This window comes from Saccharothrix stipae (assembly GCF_054781895.1).
On record NZ_BAAGTN010000017.1, the window covers coordinates 876678 to 898439 of the forward strand.

The 21762-nt window shown below is 67.5% G+C and carries 17 protein-coding genes; 3 read left to right on the forward strand and 14 right to left on the reverse strand.

What is annotated here, in order from left to right:
• Position 1 precedes the first annotated feature (1 nt).
• The 7 genes from ACYVLT_RS32270 to ACYVLT_RS32300 all read right to left on the reverse strand — a co-directional run bounded on the left by ACYVLT_RS32270 (position 2) and on the right by ACYVLT_RS32300 (position 3609).
• Positions 2 to 1135: a hypothetical protein gene (locus tag ACYVLT_RS32270; RefSeq protein ID WP_461123913.1), complete on the reverse strand. Its 1134-nt coding sequence runs from the start codon at positions 1133 to 1135 to the stop codon at positions 2 to 4.
• On the reverse strand, positions 1132 to 1404 hold the full coding sequence (locus ACYVLT_RS32275; protein WP_461123914.1) for a hypothetical protein: 273 nt from the start codon (positions 1402 to 1404) through the stop codon (positions 1132 to 1134). Before ACYVLT_RS32275 ends, ACYVLT_RS32270 begins: the two co-directional genes overlap by 4 nt.
• Before the next feature lie 63 nt (positions 1405 to 1467).
• Positions 1468 to 1638, reverse strand: coding sequence for a hypothetical protein (locus tag ACYVLT_RS32280; RefSeq protein ID WP_461123915.1), 171 nt, complete (start codon positions 1636 to 1638; stop codon positions 1468 to 1470).
• Between the two features lie 100 nt (positions 1639 to 1738).
• On the reverse strand, positions 1739 to 2203 hold the full coding sequence (locus ACYVLT_RS32285; protein ID WP_461123916.1) for an NUDIX domain-containing protein: 465 nt from the start codon (positions 2201 to 2203) through the stop codon (positions 1739 to 1741).
• A gap of 134 nt (positions 2204 to 2337) precedes the next feature.
• Complete coding sequence (locus ACYVLT_RS32290; protein WP_461123917.1) at positions 2338 to 2697, reverse strand: RRQRL motif-containing zinc-binding protein; 360 nt, start codon at positions 2695 to 2697, stop codon at positions 2338 to 2340.
• A gap of 1 nt (position 2698) precedes the next feature.
• The gene (locus ACYVLT_RS32295; protein ID WP_461123918.1) at positions 2699 to 3025 is read right to left on the reverse strand and encodes a hypothetical protein; all 327 of its coding nucleotides are present in this window, start codon (positions 3023 to 3025) and stop codon (positions 2699 to 2701) included.
• Entirely contained in the window at positions 3025 to 3609 is a 585-nt protein-coding gene (locus ACYVLT_RS32300) for a hypothetical protein (RefSeq protein ID WP_461123919.1), read from the reverse strand. The genes ACYVLT_RS32295 and ACYVLT_RS32300 overlap by 1 nt, the downstream gene beginning before the upstream one ends.
• A 129-nt stretch (positions 3610 to 3738) precedes the next feature.
• Here ACYVLT_RS32300 and ACYVLT_RS32305 point away from each other — a divergent pair, with 129 nt between their 5' ends.
• Both ACYVLT_RS32305 and ACYVLT_RS32310 read left to right on the forward strand, forming a co-directional pair.
• On the forward strand, positions 3739 to 4611 hold the full coding sequence (locus ACYVLT_RS32305; protein ID WP_461123920.1) for a GntR family transcriptional regulator: 873 nt from the start codon (positions 3739 to 3741) through the stop codon (positions 4609 to 4611).
• Complete coding sequence (locus ACYVLT_RS32310; protein WP_461123921.1) at positions 4604 to 5269, forward strand: HAD family hydrolase; 666 nt, start codon at positions 4604 to 4606, stop codon at positions 5267 to 5269. The genes ACYVLT_RS32305 and ACYVLT_RS32310 overlap by 8 nt, the downstream gene beginning before the upstream one ends.
• Before the next feature lie 1073 nt (positions 5270 to 6342).
• Here ACYVLT_RS32310 and ACYVLT_RS32315 read toward each other — a convergent pair.
• The 5 genes from ACYVLT_RS32315 to ACYVLT_RS32335 all read right to left on the reverse strand — a co-directional run bounded on the left by ACYVLT_RS32315 (position 6343) and on the right by ACYVLT_RS32335 (position 15868).
• Entirely contained in the window at positions 6343 to 7209 is an 867-nt protein-coding gene (locus ACYVLT_RS32315) for a hypothetical protein (protein WP_461123922.1), read from the reverse strand.
• Between the two features lie 1081 nt (positions 7210 to 8290).
• Positions 8291 to 8467 carry a tetratricopeptide repeat protein gene (locus tag ACYVLT_RS32320; RefSeq protein ID WP_461123923.1) on the reverse strand — a complete coding sequence of 59 codons (177 nt, stop codon included), beginning with the start codon at positions 8465 to 8467 and terminating at the stop codon, positions 8291 to 8293.
• Between the two features lie 50 nt (positions 8468 to 8517).
• Positions 8518 to 11358: an FxSxx-COOH system tetratricopeptide repeat protein gene (gene fxsT / locus ACYVLT_RS32325; RefSeq protein ID WP_461123924.1), complete on the reverse strand. Its 2841-nt coding sequence runs from the start codon at positions 11356 to 11358 to the stop codon at positions 8518 to 8520.
• Between the two features lie 630 nt (positions 11359 to 11988).
• Entirely contained in the window at positions 11989 to 14376 is a 2388-nt protein-coding gene (locus ACYVLT_RS32330) for a tetratricopeptide repeat protein (RefSeq protein WP_461123925.1), read from the reverse strand.
• A gap of 361 nt (positions 14377 to 14737) precedes the next feature.
• Positions 14738 to 15868: a TIR domain-containing protein gene (locus tag ACYVLT_RS32335; RefSeq protein WP_461123926.1), complete on the reverse strand. Its 1131-nt coding sequence runs from the start codon at positions 15866 to 15868 to the stop codon at positions 14738 to 14740.
• A 254-nt stretch (positions 15869 to 16122) separates the two neighbouring features.
• Between ACYVLT_RS32335 and ACYVLT_RS32340 the strand changes: the two genes are divergently transcribed.
• Entirely contained in the window at positions 16123 to 18567 is a 2445-nt protein-coding gene (locus tag ACYVLT_RS32340; RefSeq protein WP_461123927.1) for an endonuclease/exonuclease/phosphatase family protein, read from the forward strand.
• A 63-nt stretch (positions 18568 to 18630) separates the two neighbouring features.
• Here the strand turns inward: ACYVLT_RS32340 and ACYVLT_RS32345 are convergent, their stop codons facing one another.
• Positions 18631 to 19245, reverse strand: a complete 615-nt coding sequence (locus ACYVLT_RS32345; protein ID WP_461123928.1) for a hypothetical protein — start codon at positions 19243 to 19245, stop codon at positions 18631 to 18633.
• A 665-nt stretch (positions 19246 to 19910) separates the two neighbouring features.
• Positions 19911 to 20291 (reverse strand): peptidase inhibitor family I36 protein, encoded by a 381-nt coding sequence (locus ACYVLT_RS32350; RefSeq protein ID WP_461123929.1) that lies wholly within the window; start codon positions 20289 to 20291, stop codon positions 19911 to 19913.
• Between the last annotated feature and the right edge of the window lie 1471 nt (positions 20292 to 21762).

Consider the following 21762-nt stretch of genomic DNA (forward strand, 5'->3'; position numbering starts at 1 on the left):
GTCACCTCGCTTCCGGTCGGGTGGGGTTGGTGAGGGCGTTGCGCAGTTCGCGGGCGTACTCGCTGCCGCAGCGCAGGTGCGCGCGGATGGCGCTGGCCGACGCGGTGGCGGGCAGGTCACCGGCCGCGATGGCGGCGCGCAGTCGGGGCAGCAGCGCGGCGGCCCGTGCGGACAGTTCTGCCTGAACGATCGGGGTGTCGGCCGCACCGTCGGGGGTGTCGTCGCCGATCACCGGGGCCGGCTCGGACGGGCTGGTCGGGGTGGTGCCGGTCGGGCTGTCGGTACGGGGGCCGGCGGGGTGCGCCGACGACGGGCGGGCGGGGCCGGTGGAGTCGCCGGGGCGGGCGTGGTCGAGGCGGGCGAAGCCGTCCCAGATGACCGGCAGGACGGTCACCGCGCCGACCGCGACCAGGGGACCGATGGCGTGGGCCAGCAGCGTCATGGGCGCGAAGGTCTCGGCGACGAACGGCAGGTAGGGCCAGACGTTGAGCGTCAGGGTCACCCCGAGCGCGCCGAACTCCACGCGCGTCAGGTGCGGGTGGTGCAGGGTGTGTCCCCTGGTGGTCAGGAACGCCTTGGCCCCGACCACGACCAGCAGGATGGCGGAGATCACCGGTTCCACCGCCCACGCGCCCCACCACGCCGCACCGCGCTCGATCATGTCGAGGGTGAGGGTGTGGTGCACGCCGGTGGTGGACCACCCGAGTGCGCCGACCAACGCGACCAGGGCGACGACGGTCAGGACCAGGCGCACACGGGCTGCCTGCCACGCACGCGCCATCGGGTTGCGCCCGAGGATGTGCAGGCGCGCGGCCTCGTGGCTGCGCTTGAGTGCCTTGCGCACACGCTTGGTGTCCACCAGCAGCGGCGCGGTGTCGTGCTGCAACGCCAACAGGGCATGGGCCTCGGCGACCTCGGCACGCAGCCCACGCACCCGACGCGTGTCCCCGTCGACACGGTGCCCGTCGTGGTCCCGGCCCTCGTCGTCGGCGGGGTACTCGTCGCGGTCGACGGGCACGGTCGGGCTGGTGGCGGCGGGTGCGGCGGAGGCCACGTAGCGCTCCACCTCGGCCACGGCGGCGGCGAACGGGTCGGACTCCTCAGGACCGGGCAAGGGAAGGGCGGTCGTGCTCATCGGGTCACCTCCAGTCGGCGGGCGGAACGCGGAAACAGTCCGGCGCGGCGGCCGGTACGGGATACGGCCCGGCGAATCAGAACGGCCACCACCAGGGCGGGCAGGCCGTAGGCGACCAGCAGGACGACGGGGTCATCGGTCTGGACGGTGACGGCCCACTGCGCCAGGCCGATCGAGCCGGCCACGGCCAGCAGCTTCCAGAACGCGATCACCGCGACCAGGGCCAGCACCACACCCAGCAGCAGCAACGGGGTCGGTACCGCGGTCATCGGGCACCCCCGCACAGCAGCGGTGTGGCCGTGACGGCGAGGAGGTCTAAGGTGGGTAGCCGGTCACTCATCGTCGGCCACCCCCGCCCGCTGCCGCTCGACCAGGCGGGCATGGTCGCGCTGGTAGGCCGGGGCGTCGTCCCAGGACCGGCCGGGGTGGGTGGACTCGTAGCGGGCGCGGGCGGCGGGTTCAACCCGCGACACGGCGGTGTCGTCATAGGTCGTGCGTGACATGCTTCAGCTCTCCTGACCCGCACCCCTCGGGTGCGGTGTTGGGGTGGACCGGACCGGCGGCGTTTCTCTTGCCGGAGGTGGGCCGCCGGTCCGGGCGAAGTCAGTGCACGAGGGCGATGCCCTGCGCCATGAACAGCTCCACGGCGTCGTTGAGAACCTGGTCGTGGTCGAACGCCAAGCGCCCGAAGCCGACGGACATCACCTCGGCCACCGGCCACCAGCGGGCCTGGCGGGCGTCGTCACCACCCACCGCGGCGGGCATGTGGTCCAGCACCGCCGCGAACGCCACCGACACGACACGGCCACGCGGGTCACGGTCGGGCGTGTCGTACACGCCGACCCGGTCCAGTTCCGCCTTCTCGAAAACCACACCGGTCTCCTCGCGCAGCTCCCGCACCGCCGCGGCGGCGAACGTCTCGTGCGGGTCGACGTAGCCGCCGGGCAGCGCCCACCGACCCGCGAACGGCTCGTGACCACGCTCGATCAGCAGCACCCGCCACTGTTCGGCGTCGTCCTGGGCGAACAGCAACACGTCGGTGGTGATGGAAGCGTTGTTGGTCTTCACGACAGTGATCTCCTTGCGAAAGGGATGGGGGAACGGGTGTTGATGTCGGTGGTGGACAGGTGGGGAGGGGAACTACACGGTCGTGGTGTGTCCACGGCACCCGGGACCGGTGGTCTCGTTGCGGCGCAACGGTTTCAGGCAGCGGCGTCGTACCGTGTGTACCGGCGGGCGAGTCGAGCCCGGTTGGCCTTGTCCAGCGCCGCCCAACGGGCGGGGGTCATCGGCCGGACGGGCTTGGCGGCGCTGATCAGGTAGAGGTTGGCGAAGTTGCGCCGACCCGACGCCCGGTGCTTCACGTAGAGCACCGCCACCGGATCGGCACCACCGGGGCGCAGTCCCCGTGCTCGCAACTGTCGGCGAGTGGCCAACTTGTCGCGGGGCGCACGGCCCCACGTCAACAGCGGCAACCCGTCCACCGTGCCGCGCGTCAGCACCGAGCCGGTAGCCCAGGGCACCGACTCCACCCACACCCACGGGAACCGACGGCGGGACATGTCACGCCGCCCGCTCCGGCACCGAACCGGCGCGCGACTCGTGACGGGCCAACCACTCACGCGCCTCGGCGGCACGTTCCGCGTGCACCTGCTCCGCGTCGTACAGAGCAGACCACGCGACACCGCCCACACAGACCGTCGCCCGTGCCGCCGCGAACACCGCCGCAATCTCGGCCTCCGCCTCGGCCACATCCCCGAAGTACGCCACCAGATCGAAACCCTCGGCGCTCAGGTCGTAACCCGCTGCGGCAAAACGCGCGCTCACCGCCCGCACCCGCTCCTCAGCAGCGGCCAAACGCTTGTCGAAGCGCGCCAACCTCGCGGCCATCACGCCACCGCTTCCGACTCGACCAACCACGGCGACACGCCATCGACCAGCAGACGACGCCCCTCCGTCTCCGCCGCCTCCACCAAGTCCTGCACCCGCTCCCAGGTGAACGCGTTGTCGACCTTCGCCCGCAGCACACGCAACAGATCGGCGCGCTCGAACCACCACGCCGCACGATCGGCCCGCGTCGCCGACTCCTCCGGCTTCTCCGCCACGTGCTCCACCACCGCCGCCAACGCCGTCACGGCCACGACATCCGCCGTGTCGACACCACCGGACTCCGAGACCTCCAGGACGTCGACGGACAACGCGTCGACAACCGGCGCCGGGACGGTCACCGTCACCATCGGGCGCGGCCTCACCTCCGACTCGGCCACCGCCTGCGCCACCGACACCCCGAACCGCGGCACGACACCCGCCAACGCACGAGCCAAGATCCGCCGGTTCCGACGCTCCCGCGCCGAACCGTCCAACAACGCCGACGACGGCTCAGCCGACGCCGCGATCTCCACCGACACCTGCTGGTCCAGCAGTCGCAGAACCCCTGCAGTCAGGCCATCCGGGTAGCTGCTCGTGATGCCCATCTCTAAGCCTCCTCCTGGCTCCCCTGGCTAGTCAGGTGAGCTGTTCGAAGCTTGGCGGACATGGCTAGTCATGTCAAGAGAATGCACCCAGAAAGTACGTCTTGGCTAGTCAGGCGGTATGCTGAAGCCATGAGCGAGGGCCTGGAGTACCTGGACGACCTTGATCCGGACGACCCGCGTACCGAGTCGCAGCAGATCGCGAACAAGCTGCGCGCTGCGATTCTGACGAAGAAGCTCCAGCCCGGCGACAAGCTGCCCTCACAACCCGCCCTGGCGAGCCGGTTCGGGGTCGCCCGCGAGACGATCAAGGCGGCACTACGGCTTCTAGCGGCCGAACACCTGATCGTGAGCCGCCAAGGCAGCGGTACGTTCGTGCGTGCCCAGACGGAGCGCCCGGTAGGACTCCGCCCACACGTTGAAGCGGCGTTCGAACGAACACATGTCTCGATCGACTTCGCAGGCTTCGGAAGTGAAACTCTTTGCAACACGCTGTCAGAAGTCCTCGACAAGGTACGCGCGGGACGACTTACGCCCGAAAGCCTCGTCATTCGCATCATGGTTTCCGACATGTCCGTACCGATGGCACTTCCGTGCAGGGCAGACACCGCCGCCGACGACCCAGCGGTCCGGATGCGGCAGAAGCGGATTAGCGAGCGGTCGATTGACGCGATCGTTGATGACGTACAGGAACTCACCGACCTGGGCCTAATCAAGTCCGGCAACGTCCAGGTCAGGGTTCACGGCATCCCGCCAGTTCTCAAGCTGTATATCCTCAACAATGAGGATGCCTTTTTCGGCTTCTACCCCGTCGTAGAGCACGACGTGACGATCAAAGGCGAGCCGATGCCCATCTATGACCCGATGGGCAAGGACGCCACCCTATTCCAGTACTCGGTAAGCGAGAGCGACGATACCTCAACCGCGGCCGAGTATGTGCGTCAAGCCCGGACTTGGTTCGACTCGATCTGGAACACGATCGCTCGGGAGTACGCTCATGACTGAGCCGCACCGCACTGTACTCGATCACGCTAAGGCCGTCCTATTCGATTTCGACGGACCGATATGCAGCGTCTTCGCGGGCTACCCAGCCGACCGCATCGCGTCTGACTTGATCACACTTCTACGACAGCGCGGCGCAATCTTCAGTCCTGCCATAGACGACGAGACAGACCCCATGGACGTGCTCCGCTGGACCGGAATCCACCAGCGCGACAGCGTACTTGATGTAGAGAACCACCTCGTGGAAGCCGAAGGTCAAGCAGTCGAATCGGCAGAGCCAACTCCGTTCGCGGTCCAGGTAATGCGTAGCATCGTCGACAGTGGCCGACCTGTAGCAGTGGTTAGCAATAACTCGGCCCTGGCCATACAGAAATACCTGAACAGGCACGATCTAAGAAATATTATCTCGTTCGTATCCGGCCGCGTTCATGCCAACCCTGCCTTGATGAAGCCTGATCCATCCTCCCTAGAGCTAGCTGCCGATCGGTTGGGCGTGAGCATCGCGGACACAGTTCTTATCGGCGACACCATCACCGATATTGCCGCAAGTCACGCAGCGGGAGCCAAGTCTATTGGATACGCTAACAAACCCGGGAAGCGTGCGCGATTGTCACAAGCAGGAGCCGACGCAGTGATTGACAGCATGGCCGCTCTCCTCTGATCGACCGGGCGACTGCCCTGTGAAGGGAGCGCTTCCCCGCCTGTCCCGCCATAGCGGTTGACCGGCGAATCCATGGTAGGACTAGAGTCGCGGAACACCTGCCCCACTCCATGACAGCGCACGCTCTCGAGGGATGGGCACCAGAATTTAACTATTGAACCGCGTTATCAGACGCTTGATATCCAACTTCCCACAGCGATCGTAGACACAGACGACCAAAATCGGTAATCTGCAAGCGAGTGCCTGCCATCATCCCTGGAGCCTCATTGGAAATCAACCCTTCCGTCAACAGTCGAGCTACTACGGCGTCGACAACAGAAAGGACGCTTGGAATCTCTTCAGATAGGAACCCAAGACTTGAACCCTTTGAAGGCCGTTTAGCCCACTCACCCTCACGCATTACATGTAGTACGCGAACGTCCACAGGATCAAGAGTTCCCAGCGTGGCGACGATTCGCATCTGCTCATCGATCTGCGCGTCATCAGCGGTTAGTACACCTCGCGCATATGCTCGGCCTAGAGCCAACACAGTCGCTTCGTCTTGAGCGACAGCCGCAGCCCTCAACGCCGCAGTCATCACAGCAGCACGGCGATCATCGGCTAGCGACTCACGTAGGAGTTCATCGATGGTGCAGTTCCCGCACGTGACAGCCTCCTCAGTAGCCGCTTCCACACGCCCGATCTGTCGCATGAGAAGCTGACGCACCCCGTACGAAAGCTCCTCAATCAACGGCCCCGATGAATTACCTACTATCCCAGCTGCCTCTGGCCCTAGCGCTAGGGCAGCAAGAATACCCACAGTCGCGCCACCGGCTGCTCCAACAACACGGTCAAAAGCTGGACCTCTACGCCTAGCCATGTCGGCCATACGACCTCCCGCGCTTCACGATGTACGCATTAATTTACTTATCCGAGCACTGCCCCAGTTATCTCGCCGTAACGGCCGACCGGGGTTTCCGGTGAGACAGGACGGAAAATCTATATGCCCACTACCGCATCCGCCCTTCGAGACGAGTGCCCTCCCGGGACGAGCGCGAGCGCATACCAGCCCTCCGTAGCACCTATCACTACAATCATGCGCCGTCTGGACTTGGGAACGACTCCGGTGCCGGAAAAGCAATATTCTCATAGTTGTAAAGCTCGGGATGATAAATTATTCCCGATTCATGCTCAAGGTTACTCCATCGAATAGCATGTCGTATCTTCTTCTCAAGATTTCCGGATGCCGTACATGCCAGAAATGAACGTCCGCCATCCCCTTGGAATCTGAAGTAAGTACAGTCTCCGGCAAGCGTGGTGATCCGCGCCAGCCCTCTGGTGGAGTACCGTGCTGCCTGATCGGAGTCAAGGCGTGGCATATCATCGGTACCACTGTTGCGCTTCTGGAAGGCATATCCGCGATCGAAGATGTACAGCGAGTAGTAGGCATTTATCTCCCTGTCCCGCCTGATGAATCTTTTCACACCTCCGTAGACCTGGTCACCGCCGGTCTTGCATTCAACATACATAACCCCTGAATCGAGGATCGCAAGGCAGTCGAAATCGTCTTCTGGGTGCGCGTCTGCCAGCCGGATACCAAAACCGGCCGCTCGCGCACCGAACTCCCGTCGGAAAACTTCACTCACGTACCACTCGAACGTCTTCGCATACAATTGCTGCCTATTCTTTAAGTCTGTACCAGACTTACTGTGCGCAACACATAGCGAAACGTACGCTTCTACCTCTTGGGTCAACTCCACACTCATGGACTCTCTACCGTGCGCCCAAGCGCTGAAGCTTTTTCTTACACTCTCCCGCCTCATCATAGAGTACAGGATGTTCTCAAAAGACGTCCGAATAGTAACGTCCTCCGTATTTGGAAGTAGAACGTCCCTGGGTTTACCTTCGGTGATTACTTCATGCCCGCGTTGTTTCAACAACTTGGCCAACTCGGAAGTCATCCGAGAAGCTTAGACCGCTCACCTCACCTGTGCGACGCGACAGCACTACGATTCAGTGCGGCACCGGGGGTTCAGGTCGACCTAGTGGGCCGAGCCGAGCACGCTGCAACAGTCGGGACGGTCGGCCTAGTGGGGTCCTCTCGTTCTACACGCCTATGTACGCCTGCTCCGGGCGTTTACGACGGTGACGATCCGGTCTATACGTGTAGCGCTGAGACGGCCGCAGAGCGGTGTGCAAGCCGCGAGTGATGGGTCAGGGACACCCTCCAAGCACAGGGGAACAAGGCCCCGGCTCGGCTGTTACAGCAGCTTACGTCGCTGACCGCTGTTAAACGGTCGACAGATACCGCCTGTGCCAAATACGGGCCAAAGTGGACCTTAGGGACAAGATCACCTTGCTGTTTGTGCTGGTAAAACGCTCAGCACAACCGGTAGTCGCACCGCCCTCCGGAGGTGAGTGCCGTCCTGGACAGGCACAGACGGCCCTACTAGCCCGCGCGGGGTAGTAGGGCCGTCATGCGGAGGCGCGGGTTTGGCGGGTTGACTGCGGGTTTCAAACCCGCCGACTCAACCAAACCCGCACCCAAACCCGCAGGCCATCAGCGCAGGTCAGAGCCTGCTTCGTCAGTCTCCTGCGGGTTTGCGGGTTTGTTTTCTGACTCTAAGAAGGTTGAGGGGTAGTAGTACATGGCTGTGCCGACGCATGCCCAACGGCCTGCCGACGGCGGCCGGAGCCGCAGAGGGGCACACAGGACGCCGTGAGATCCCCTCAGAGGCGACGAACCGCCCCGCCCTAGGGTTGGGACACCAGGGGGCACGGACGTAGGACCCTGCCCGTGCCCTCAACATCAAGTCAGGCCGGCTCCCTCCGCCGGGCACTCCTGGAAGGACTTCGGTCCATTTGGGACGGTGCCGGTGGAGCGGCCCGTTTGCCCAATGGCTGCCCAAGTTGCCCCTGCCCAAGCTGGGCAACGACAAATCTGCGCAGGTCAGAGGGGGTTTCGAACGTGCCAGCGAGTGCGGTTTCCTAAACCGCGTGCTGGAGGTGGTGCAGCCCTGAACACCCCTGCGGAAACGAGGTTCAGTCAACAGCTTGCTTGCGCCAGTAGGCGAGGTTGTTGCGGGCGGCCAACGTGTCGGGGTGGTCAGGCCCCCCAACGCGCAGTCGGTCGGCGAGCAGTTCGGCGAACGCCTCGGCCGCCCCCGCCGGATCACCGGCCTCACCCCGCCAGCGGGCGAGGTTGCTGCGGGCGATCAACGTGGAGGGATGGTCAGGCCCCCCAACGCGCACCCCTGTGACAACGGGGGTCAGTCACCGGCCTCCCCCCGCCAGTAGGCGAGGTTGCTGCGGGTGCTCAACGTATGGGGGTGGTCGGGTCCCAGGACACGCAGGTAGTCGGTGAGCAGCTCGGCGAACGCCTCGGCCGCCCCGGCCGGGTCACCGGCCTCCCCCCACCAGTAGGCGAGGTTGCTGCGGGTGCTCAACGTGTCGGGGTGGTCGGGTCCCAGGACACGCAGGTAGTCGGTGAGCACCTCGGCAGTCGCCTCGGCCGCCCCGGCCGGGTCACCGGCCTCCCCCCGCCAGTAGGCGAGGTTGCTGCGGGTGCTCAACGTATGGGGGTGGTCGGGTCCCAGGACACGCAGGTAGTCGGTGAGCAGCTCGGCGAACGCCTCGGCCGCACCGGCCGGGTCACCGGCCTCCCCCCACCAGTAGGCGAGGTTGCTGCGGGTGCTCAACGTGTCGGGGTGGTCGGGTCCCAGGACACGCAGTCGGTCGGTGAGCACCTCGGCAGTCGCCTCGGCCGCCCCGGCCGGGTCACCGGCCTCCCCCCGCCAGCGGGCGAGGTTGCTGCGGGTGGTCAACGTGTCGGGGTGGTCGGGTCCCAGGACACGCAGTCGGTCGGTGAGCAGCTCGGCGAACGCCTCGGCCGCCCCGGCCGGGTCACCGGCCTCCCCCCACCAGCGGGCGAGGTTGCTGCGGGTGCTCAACGTGTCGGGGTGGTCGGGTCCCAGGACACGCAGGTAGTCGGTGAGCAGCTCGGCGAACGCCTCGGCCGCCCCGGCCGGGTCACCGGCCTCCCCCCACCAGCGGGCGAGGTTGCTGCGGGTGCTCAACGTATGGGGGTGGTCGGGTCCCAGGACACGCGTTCGGTCGGTGAGCAGCTCGGCAGTCGCCTCGGCCGCCCCGGCCGGGTCACCGGCCGCACCCCGCCAGTAGGCGAGGTTGTGGCGGGTGGTCAATGTGTCGGGGTGGTCGGGTCCCAGGACACGCAGTCGGTCGGTGAGCAGCTCGGCGAACGCCTTGGCCGCCCCGGCCGGGTCACCGGCCGCACCCCGCCAGCGGGCGAGGTTGTTGCGGGTGGTCAACGTGTCGGGGTGGTCGGGTCCGGAGGTGGCCTCGGTGATGGCCAGCGCGCGTTCGAACATGGGGTGGGCGTCGCCGGGGCGGCCGTGGGTTTCGAGGTAGGTGGCGGCGCGGTCGAGCAGCCACGCGGTGTGCTCGGTCGTGATGGACGGGGTGTTCGTGCTGTCCTCGTGCACGGTCAGGACGTGGGGGAGGAGTGCCCGCCAGCGGGGCCAGTTCTGCGGTGCGGTCATGATCTCGCCCGGGAGGTCCGCTGCGAGCAGTTGCTGGACCACCGATACCGGGGATGTGGGGTCCTGTGCCGGCGTTGTGGTGGTGCGGGCGCGTAGTGATTGTTGAAGCAGTCGGTGGGCGATGGTCACCTCGTCGCCGGAACGTCGGGCCAGGTACCAGCCGGCCAGTGCCCCGACCGTCTCGGCGAACCCCACCGGGTCGGTGGCGACCTCGGCCAGAGGTTCGGGCAGCACCTCCGGGTGGGCGGTGAACAGATCCAGGGGAACGGGTTCGGGTGCCATCCAGGCCAGCAGGTCGAGTAGCTGCACCGCCGCCCAGTCCTGTTCCTTCAAGGCGGTCAGCGACAGGTCCCACAGGGTCGCCAACGTCTTCCCACGACCGGCGACCCGGCCGCGGCCGATCATCTCGACGCTACGGGTGCGCAGCAGATCCAGATATGCGCCGACCGGGAGTTCGGTGGTCTCCAGGTAGGCCGACGCCTGTTCCAGCGCCAAGGGCAGATCACCCAACCACGCGGCCAGAGCATCCGCCGCGTCGTCGGCCATTTCGGGGACGCGACGTCGCAGCAGTGCCACGCTCTCGGCGCGGTTCAGCACATCCACGTCCAACACCGGGCCGAGCGACCGGAACCCGTTGCGCCGGGTGGTGATCAGCACCCGGCCGTCGCCGGAAGGCAGGTACGGCCGCAGGGCGTCGACGTCCTCGGCGTTGTCGAAGACCAACAACCACCGCCGCCGTCCACGCAACCCGGTCATGACCGCGGCGGCCATGGCCGTGGGGTCGGCACCGCCGTCAATGCCCAGCGCGGCACCCAGTTCGGCCAGGTGGTCGGGGATCAGCGAGGGCTGCTCGGCGGGAATCCACCACACCACGTCGAAGTCGGCGGCGAAGCGGTGCGCGTACTCGATCGCCAATTGCGACTTGCCGACCCCGCCCAGGCCCCGCAGCGAGTGCACCGCCACCGTCCCCGACGACCGCGACGCCTCCCGCAACCGCGACAGCGACCCAGCACGCCCGGTGAAGTTCGCATTCCGCGCTGGCACGTTCCACACCTCGGGTAACGAACCCGGGAAGCGCGGCTCCCGCGCCACCGCCCTCGTCCGCCCTGGAAACCCCGGAGCGGTGGCGGGCTTCAACCGGCCCTCGACAGCACCCTTCACGACCCGCAGCAGGCGGTCGCGGGCCTCGTCGGCGGGCAGGTCGAACAGGTCCTCCGACACCACCGAGCCCAACAGGCCCGGCCGGGCGTAGTCCTCCACTCGCAGCACCAGCAGTTTGCGGTTCTCACCAAGTGGGGCGTCACGCCACGCGGTCTGCCACTCCGCCGCACCGAACGCCGACTTCAAGTAGGCCGCCGACAGGACCGCGATGGTGCGCTCCGCCTTCTGCACACCCTCCTGCATCGTGGCGACCCAGTTGCTGCCCGGCACGATGTCCCACGCCTGGATCAGCACCCGGTGACCGGCCTCCTCCAACTCCCACGCGATCCACTCGGCCCACTGCCGATCATCCTGCGTATAGGAGACGAAGAAGTCCCACCCGTCCGCCACGGACACCACCCTCCAACCATGTATCCGGACATCGTGCCCGCCCGACCCTTGGTTACAGCACAGACCACACCCCGCGGATCCGAACGACGGAACACTGACGGAATACACCAACGCAGAACATGTACATCCCTCACAAATCCGCCGATTGTCGGACCAAGCGTGTGAGGTAAAAGCCTCCGTGGGTTAAATCCCACCGCCACCGTTGCTCAGCCCGGTCGGGCAATGTGCGTAAGGCTTGAGTTCCCGCCGTCTGTAGCTGGCTCCGACGGGTGACATGAGGCCTTGAGTGGTGCCTGCCGCTAAGCTCAGGGGGCCAGTCGGCCTGGCGGACGTTCACGTCACGCGAGTAGCGACCCACCAACCGCAGCGAGCCCACCTGCCGGAAAGCACACAGGAACGGCCGACTCAGAGGCCGTCCACAATGGACGGCGACTGAGCGACCAACTGCGCGACAACCGAGACGGACAGATGCGTACGCATCCGGACGTCCACGGACGTCGCACGTGCTTTGAACTGGGGAAACAAGGAGGCCTGGACCATGCGGACTTTGCTTCGGGACGAAGAGGTCGCAGGTTTGAATTCTGCCACTCGAGATCGGGTAAGTGCAGATCGGACCACAAGGAAGCAGGGTTAGTCATCAGCGTTCTTGCGCCAGTGGGCGAGGTTGCTGCGGGTGGTCAACGTGTCGGGGTGGTCGGGTCCCAGGATGCGCAGGTAGTCGACGAGCAGTTCGGCGAACGTCTCGGCCGCACCGGCTGCATCACCGGCCTCACCCCGCAAGTAGGCGAGGTTGCTGCGGGTGGTCAACGTGTCGGGGTGGTCGGGTCCCAGGATGCGCAGTCGATCGGTGAGCAGTTCGGCGAACGTCTCGGCCGCACCGGCCAGGTCACCGGCCTCACGCCGCCAGTAGGCGAGATTGTGGCGGGTGGTCAACGTGTCGGGGTGGTCGGGTCCCAGGATGCGCAGGTAGTCGACGAGCAGTTCGGGGAACGTCTCGGCCGCACCGGCCAGGTCACCGGCCTCACCCCGCCAGCGGGCGAGATTGTGGCGGGTGGTCAACGTGTCGGGGTGGTCGGGTCCCAGGATGCGCAGTCGATCGGTGAGCAGTTCGGCGAACGTCTCGGCCGCACCGGCTGCATCACCGGCCTCACCCCGCCAGCGGGCGAGATTGTGGCGGGTGGCCAACGTGTCGGGGTGGTCGGGTCCCAGGATGCGCAGGTAGTCGACGAGCAGTTCGGCGAACGTCTCGGCCGCACCGGCTGCATCACCGGCCTCACCCCGCCAGTGGGCGAGATTGCTGCGGGTGGTCAACGTGTTGGGGTGGTCGGGTCCCAGGATGCGCAGGTAGTCGACGAGCAGTTCGGCGAACGTCTCGGCCGCACCGGCTGCATCACCGGCCTCACCCCGCAAGTAGGCGAGGTTGCTGCGGGTGGCCAACGTGTCGGGGTGGTCGGGTCCCAGGATGCGCAGTCGATCGGTGAGCAGTTCGGCGAACGTCTCGGCCGCACCGGCCAGGTCACCGGCCTCACCCCGCGAGTAGGCGAGGTCGCCGCGGGTGGTCAACGTGTCGGGGTGGTCGGATCCGAGGCGTTGGTGCAGGACTGCGTGGAGTCGGTGGAAGTGGTCGATTGCCTGGGCGGTCAGCCCTGTTTCCCCCAGACTGCGCCCGGTGCGGAACAACACCGTGTGGGCGCCGGTTTCCGGGTCGGGGTCGAGCACGTACTCCTCTGCGGTGCTCCACAGCGTGGTGGCGTTGGATCGCAGACCCGCCGCCATCGTCTGATCGCGTTCGATCTCCGGCCAGACCTCCACCAGGGCGTCACCCGCCGTCCACGCCAACGCGGGCATGCGATCGGTGGGCACCGCGTCACGGGTGGCCCGCTGGACCAGTGCGTGGACCCGAACCGCACGCGCCGGTTGGGTGAGGTCCAGGGTGATCAGGCTCAATCGTTTGAGGCATCCCAGGGCGTCGCCCGCCGCCTCGGTGTCGACCGGGCGGCCGACCCGGTCGGCCAGGTATCTGCACACAGTCTCGCCGGTGAGCGCGTCGGTGGGGATGCCGGCGGGGTCGAGCAGGGCGGCGATCTCCAGCAGCGGACGCGCCAGGCCGGACGGGCGCAGTTCGTCGGCCAGATCGACCGACAGTGACCACGTCGCGGCCACGGTCGCCCGGTGACCGTCGGGCAGGCTCTGGTCATCGGGCATCACCTCGGCCAACAGGCGGCGGCGATCGGCCAGGCGTGCCCGGTAGGCGGCCGGGGTCAGCAGGGGCTTGTCCGCGATGAACGCGGCGGCCTGGGCCAGCGCCAACGGCAGGTGTCCCAGGTCCCCGGCCAGCCCGCGCAGTTGTCCGACCTCCTCGTCGGTGACGACATCGGGCAGGCGTTCTCGCAGATAGGCCAGTGATTCCGCGGGGCTGAACACGCCGACCTCGATTACCTCCCAGTCGCTCCTGGCCACGGCCGCGTCCTGGCGACGGGTGGTGACCAGCAGCTGACCGGTGCGATCATGCGGGGGCCACAGGTCGCGCAGGTCCACCGGCCTGGTGAGGTCGTCCAGCACCACGAGCCAGCGACGGTCGGTCACCGCCAACCACCCCAGCAGCGCGAGCGCCGCGCGTTCGGGCTCGACGTCGTTGCCCGCCAACAGCAGGCGCCTGGCCGTCTCGGCGTAGCCGGTCACCACCGCGTCCCGCGACATCGCGGTAATCCACACCGCGACGTCCACCGACGGGTCGGGCCAGGCACGGCGGGCGTGCCGGGCGGCGATCTGCGTCTTGCCCACCCCGCCCAACCCGTGCAACACCGCCGTGGCCGCCGGCACGAGCACCGCGGCACCGTCCGACGTCAACGCCTCCACCATGCGCCGCTCCGCGACCCGGTCCTGGTAGCAGTCCACAGTCAACGGCACCGCACCCACCCGCACCGGCCACACCACCCGCGCCGGTCCCGTAACCGCCTGGTGGATCGTGACCGTCGCGTCCCGACCCGCCTGCACCGCCGTCCCGTGCCCCGACACGTCCGCCTCCTGCCGAACCCCCGGCACGACACGGTCATCCCCCGCGGCCCCGCCCATCACCACATACACCTCATCCCGGTCCGCCGGACCGACGGGTCACCGGGGAACACCATCACGTCCACCACCGATACACACCGCACAACTACGGCTTAGCTTGGGCGCGGTGCACTGCGGTTGCATTCGTGGTGGCGTTCGCTGACGGTCGGGTGCGGTCACGGGAGACCGTTGTTCTCGTTGAGCTGCGTGAATAGGCGTCACGACCGGCGCTGACCTGTGGTTCGCAGACCTCGAAAGCGTGTGAGGTGAAAGCCTCCGTGGGTTCAAATCCCACCGCCACCGCTCCGCAGAGCCCCGGGTGCCATCACGGCACCCGGGGCTCTCGCTTTGCCGCCTCCCGAGCCTCCGCGAGCTGCTCCGCCCACCGCAGGACGATGGCGTTGCCGTCACCGACCAGCCGCTTGTACTCCTGTTCCAGCCTCACCAGTTCCTGGAAGGTCCGGCTGAGCTTGACGTGCCGGGCGTACAAATCCAGGATGTCCCCTTCGTCCGGTAAGCCCTTCTTCCCCAGCTCCACTTCGTGCACCGCGTCGTCGATCGCGTCGCCGATCGACTCGATCAAAGCCAGGCCCGCGGGGTGATCGGACGCGGCGCGCAGGAGTTTCGTCATCACCGGGTCCAGTTCGATCGAGAGCGCGGAGTACCGTGCTGCCTCGCCGTTGTGGCGCAGGCTCAGCGGCTTGCTCTCGTTCGCGAACCGGATCAAATTCGAGAGGTGAGCGGACTGCGTCGCGCCCCGGGCACGCAATCGTTGCGTGGTGGAGTGGTAGGTCTCGACCGTGGCTCGGCGTTGAGCGAAAGTCGTCCGGGCGCTGGCGACCGCGTCGTGCCATTCCGGGAGCAGGGTCTCGACCTTGGCGATCAAGCCCACCAAGTCGTCCTCGTCCTCCTCGGGTGACGACGGCTCCTCGTTGCGCAGCTGCACCTCCGCCAGGCGCGACTCGATCTCGACGAGCCGGGACGCAACCCGGTGCAGGGCCTGGCGGTACTCGCTGGAGTCGCTGTCCGCCAAGCGCAGCGCGGTCCAGTCCTCGTACTGGGTCCGGGCGACGTTGGCCATCAGCTCGTCGGGGCTGTCCGCGGTCAGATCCGCGACCTGGACGTAGAGGATCGGCAGGATGAATTCCTGCAACCCCAGGCTGGTGGCCTGCGCGGAGAACTCGATGAACTCGCGGCGGCACTCGGGGCGGCTGAAATACCTCGGCGTGATGATCGGGATGAAGAAGGTCGCCGCCGACAAGCCCGTGTCGATCCGCTCCTTCCAGTTGTCACCCCACCGCAGGGCGGTGCGGTCGACGAAGAGCTCCAGCCTCCGGCCGGTCAGCAGGTCGTACTCCTCGGCGATGCTCTCCGAGAGCTTCCGGATGCCGCCGCGTGCCGAGCGGTCGTCGTCGTGCGCGTAGCTCCAGAAGCCGATCGCACCACCGGTCGTCATCCCCGCGACGATAGTCGGGCGGCCCACGCGCACGGGCGCCGAGCCGGTCCTCGTCAGGTCCGGGTCGGCGCCCCTGTGGTGCGTGGCGTGCCCGGGCCGGCGCTGGGAGGGCCACCGGGAGGCACGGCCATGACCCTACCCTACGTTCGAACACACGTTCGAGTGAGGGTATAGGTCAACCGTTAGTCACGGTGTCTTCCGCCGTTCACTCGATCCGGGCAGGATGCGCGCAGCCGCCAACTACGGAGGACCCGTTGAGACCTACCCCGCTCCGCGTCGGACTGGCGGTCACCGCCGCCTCGGCCGTGACGTTCGCCCTCGCCACGCCGATCCACGCGGCACCGAGTCAGGACGCCCTCATCGCCGAGGTCTACGGCGGCGGCGGCAACTCCGGTGCCACGCTGACCCAGGACTTCGTCGAACTCGGCAACGCGGGCAGCGCCCCGGTCGCCGTCGACGGCTGGAGCGTGCAGTACCTCCCGGCGAGCGCGAGCGCGTCCAGCCAGTGGCAGGTCACCCCGCTGACCGGCTCGATCGCGGCCGGCGCGCGGTTCCTGGTGGCGCAGGCCAAGGGCTCCGGCGGCACGGTGGAGCTGCCCGCGCCGGACGCCACCGGCACGATCGCCATGGGCGCTTCCGGCGGCACGATCGCGCTCGTCACCGCGACCTCCCCGCTGACCTGCAAGACCGCCGCCGACTGCGCCGCCGACACCCGCGTGCGCGACCTGGTCGGCTACGGCACGTCGACCGTCGTCCGGGAGACGACCCCCACGGCGAACCCGAGCAACACCACTTCGGCAGCCCGCAGCACGTTGACCGACACCGACGACAACGCGGCCGACTTCGCCGTCGGCGCGCCGACCCCGGTCAACTCCAAGGGCCAGGGCCCCGGCACCCCCGACCCCGAGCCCCAACCCGGCGACAAGCGGATCCGCGACATCCAGGGCACGACCCGCGTCTCGCCGCTGCTGGGCCAGAAGGTCGCCGGCGTGCCCGGCGTCGTCACCGCGACCCGCGACACCGGCGACCGCGGCTTCTGGATCCAGGACACCGCCCCGGACACCGACCCGCGCACCAGCGAGGGCGTGTTCGTCTACACCGCGGGCCTGGCCCCGACCGTCGTGCCCGGCGACGACGTGCTGGTCTCCGGCACGATCGCCGAGTACCGGCCGGGCGGTGACGCGGCGAGCAACTCCAACCAGACGCTCACCGAGATCACCGGCGCCACGGTCACGGTGAAGTCCAAGGGCAACGCCCTGCCGACCCCGGAGACCCTGAACCTGCCGGCGGGCTACCTGCCCACCGCGGGCGGCGGCAGCATCGAGGCGCTCCCGCTCGACCCGGCGACCTACGCCCAGGACTACTACGAGTCCCGCGAGGGCATGTACGTCCAGGTGCACGACGTCCGCGTGGTCGGACCCACGAACGACTTGGACGAGACCTGGATCACCACGAACCCGACCCAGAACCCGACCCCGCGCGGCGGCACGATCTACCTCGGCTACGACCAGCCCAACAACGGCCGGATCAAGGTCAAGCCGGGCGCCGCGGCGCCGCAGGCGAGCAACGTCGGCGACGTGTGGCGCGGCGCCACGGTCGGCAACATCGAGTACACCACCCGCGGCGGCTACACCCTGGCCACCAAGACGGTGGGCGAGCACGTGTCGGGCGGCATCACGCCGGAGGTCACGGACGCCCAGCGCGGCTACGAGCTGTCGGTGGCCACCTACAACGTGGAGAACCTGGCGGCCACCAACGACCAGGCCAAGTTCGACCGCCTCGGCGCGGCCGTGGTGGACAACCTCAAGAGCCCGGACGTCGTGGTGCTGGAGGAGATCCAGGACAACAACGGCGCGACCGACGACGGCACGGTGGCGGCGGACGCGACGTTCGCCAAGTTCACCGACGCCATCGCGGCCGCGGGCGGCCCGCGCTACCAGTGGCGGCAGATCGACCCGGTGAACAAGGCCGACGGCGGCGAGCCGGGCGGCAACATCCGGGTGGCGTTCCTGTTCAACCCGGCCCGGGTGTCCTTCGTGGACCGCGCGGGCGGCGACGCGACCACCGCGGTGTCGGTCGTGAAGCAGCACGGCCGGGCCGCGCTGTCGGTGTCACCGGGCCGCGTCGCGCCCACCGACCCGGCGTGGAACAGCAGCCGCAAGCCGCTGGCCGGCGAGTTCAAGTTCCGCGGCCGCACGGTCTTCGTGGTCGCGAACCACTTCAACTCCAAGGGCGGCGACCAGGCCATGCACGGTCGTTACCAGGAGCCGGTGCGCGGTTCCGAGGTGCAGCGCGCGCAGCAGGCCGCTTTGCTGCGCGGTTTCGTGGACCAGGTCAAGGCGGTCGACAGGGGCGCCAACGTGGTCCTCGCGGGTGACATCAACGACTACCAGTTCTCCCCGGTGGTGCGGACCCTGACCGGCAACGGCGACGTGGTGGCCCTGATGGACACGCTGCCCGCGAACGAGCGGTACAGCTACGTGTTCGAGGGCAACTCGCAGACCCTCGACCACATCCTGATCAGCGCCAACATCACCCGGTACCGCTACGACGTGGTGCACGTCAACGCCGAGTTCGCCGACCAGGCCAGCGACCACGACCCGCAGGTCGTGAAGCTGCGCCCGAGCACGGGCAACGCGCACGTGGACCAGTTCGTGTTCCTGCTGGAGGACATCGCGGACTGCCTGCCCCGGTCGTAGCCCGGAGCAGCGCGAAGGCCCCCTCGGACACCGCGTCCGAGGGGGCCTTCGCGTTCGCGGCGATCAGCCCCGGGTCGGCTCGGGCCTGGTCGTCGGCACCTCGGTGGTGGTCGGGACGGACGGCTTGGTGGTGCTGGACGGCCTGGTGGTGGGAGCGGCGGTGGTGCTGGGGACCGGCCGCGTGGTGCTCGGAGCGCTCGTGGTCGTGGGGACTGGCCGCGTGGTGCTCGGAGCGCCCGTGGTCGTGGAGCTCGGCTTGGTGGTGGTCGGCCTCGGGGTGGTGGTGGGCGGCTGGGGCGCGTCAGCGCACCGCGCGTCCTTCGGCAGGTTGGCGTACTGGTCGCCCTTGAAGTAGATCGCGCTGGACCACTGCGTGCCGCCGTCCTGCCTGCCGATGTTGAGCCACACGTCGTTGGTGTAGCCGAAGTCCGTGACCGACTCGCCGTGCACCCAGCAGTACGCCCCGACCGTCCAACCGGCCAGGATCGGGCTGCCCGGCGCCTGCGTGCACGACGTCGACGGGCAGTGCCGGACCTTGACGTCGTGCCACGCCGTGGCGGAGTACTGCGGCGGCCCGCTCGCGCCGACCTCGGCCGAAGCAGTGGCCGTGGCGATACCACCGACGAGCAGGCCCGTGGCGGCGGCGGCGACCGCTGCGGCCGTCGTGACGATCCTCATGTGCGTGTCCTCCCAGTAATCAGTCGATCACTGGTTCAAACGCGGGCAAGGCCGTCCGGCGTTGCATCGCGGCAATGACAGAGCCCCGATCACCTGGTGGTGACCGGGGCCCTGGGCCGCGGAGGATACGGGATTTGAACCCGTGAGGGGGTTAACCCAACACGATTTCCAGTTCCGTCGATGACCGTTCGGCGGAGTACGTGGATGTACGTTTGCCCTGGTCAAAGCTATGGCTGCAACAGTTCGGTACGGGTTGAACGGTGCCGTACTGAGACCCTGCGACGGACGGGGGAGCAGCCGGGGGAGCAGGGAGATCCGGGGGAATTCCCCCAACTGCTCCCCTGGTCAACTTCCCTGGGGCGACCAGCGCCGATGTCCTCGGGGAAGATCATCGGCTGTGCCGGTGGTGGGCACGAGAAGTGCCCTGGTGGCCTGTCTGCTCCCCCGCGTGTGCTTCCCCGGGCAGCCGCGCGCCGCGCGGGAAGTCCGCCCGCGGCTAGCGTCACCGGCCCTAGCCCTAGGGGCGGCACCTAGGGTGTTCGACGGTCGCTGACCAGGCCGCTAGCGGGTCTAGGTCTAGACCCGCCTCCCTCTAGATCTAGACCCCCCGTCTAGAGCCTCGAAGGGCGTCTGAGCTGGGAGACAGCGCTATCTCATCACCGTTTTCAGCAGGATGAACCCGCGCCGCCGACGATCAGGATGCGGGTGTTGTCCGGGAAGGGGCCCGGGAAGGAGGCTCCCGGGTTCAGACAGCGGACGCGTTCGCCGGTTGAGGCGTTGTAGAAGGCGGCTGCACGCAGGTTGAAACGGTTCTTTGCTGACCGGATATTGACAGGGAAATCGACTCGGTACACATCGTTGTTGTACCAGTACTTCCCTCCGGTGTAGCCGCTACCCGTCCAGGCGCAGACGTGTAAGTCCGGGCAGCTGGAGTCCAGCGTGCCGACCGTCGTACCCGCCACCCTGCTCTGCGCAGAGACGTCGACCGACGCGGGCATGCCCTGGGCCTCCGCGCTCGCGGGGGCCGCGAGCAGCGTGGCCGACAAGAGAGTCACACCAAGTGCCGTGAGGACTGTGCGTACGAATCTCAAAGCTACTCCCACCGATTATGTGAATTGTGGATCTAGCTGAGCCTAACCGCAGGTTTACGAGAGGCGCAACGGTTTCACTCTGCACGTGGAATAACTCTAATAGAGTAGTGCCCGGTAATCACTATTGACAACTCTGGCGATCCACTCTTTTGGCGGTGTGCATTGCCGGGGATTCCCCTCGGCGGTGCCTGGGGGCCGGGTCGGACAGGACGGCTGGAACACTCTTAAGGGCATCAGGGGTGCGGTTCTGTATGGCTCTGTGCGGTTCGGCGGGCGGTCGCGCGCCGGGCGGGGCGCGTTCGCGGCTCTGTGGCCGTGTCAGCGGCCCGCAGGATGCCCTCTGCGGTCGATCCGGACGTGACGAGGTAGACCATTGCCCGTCACGGGGCAGGCGAGCGGGCAGGGAAGCAAGCAGGGAAGCGTGGGGGTGACAGGGAAGGTTCCCTGAGCGCTTCCCTGGCCCCACTTCCCTGCGGAGAGCTGCGTGGACCCCTGCCAGGGAAGATCACCCGGCGGTGTGGCCGGTGGCCCGGACAGGCCCGTGGGCGGGTGTGTGCTCCCCCGTCGCGTCTTCCCTCCCCGTCCCCTTCGGCTGGACCACTGGCGTTGTGCGCGGGCTAGTGGGGCATGTCTGGCCGTCTCCGCTGTCCACCTGGTCGAGAGGGACAAGCAGGGACAGGCAGGGACACCCCTGTCCCTGCTGTTGTTGCAGGTCAGATGGGGTAGAGGGACAGCTGGGACAGGTGGGACAGCACTTGGTCTGTCCCGCTGTCCCACGCCAGGCCACAGCGCGCGGGCCTGGACCGCGCGACGGTGCGGGTGCGGGTATGGCGCGGTAAACCCGCAAACCCGCCGATCGGGCCGCTGTAGGGCTGTGACCGGCGGTGATGTGGTGCGGGTTTGAGGTTCGGACAAACCCGCACCAAACCCGGTGGTAAGCCCGCAAACCCGTGGTGGTGCCGGTCGCCCGAAGGTCGCGGGCAGCAACGTGGACGCGCGCATGGCGGCACGCTCGCACCTCGGGATCATCGCCCACATCACGCCCAAGGAGTTCCGGGGCAAGGTCGGAGTTGACCGACGAGCAACGGGCCGCGCTTCTCGCGCTTGCAGCTGCGCTGCCGGAGAGCTGGCGGCAGCGGCTGACTGAAGGACTGACGGACGACGGCGACGGTGGTCCGGCTGGCGCGCCGGGTCTGGCCTGACGGCGTCTGTCTAGGGCTGCTGCCTAGGTCGATCTGTGCCAACGCTGTTGGCCAGCGCAGTCGGCGCACTCACATGTGACGGCGGTCACGCTCTTGACCTGTTGTGATGCTAAGCAGAGTTGCCCGAGATGGGTAAACCACTGGTACCAGTGTTGACTAGCCGGGCCATCCTGGCGAGACTCCGCATGACACATTTTATGGTGTCTATTGTGTCAGGCCCAGGG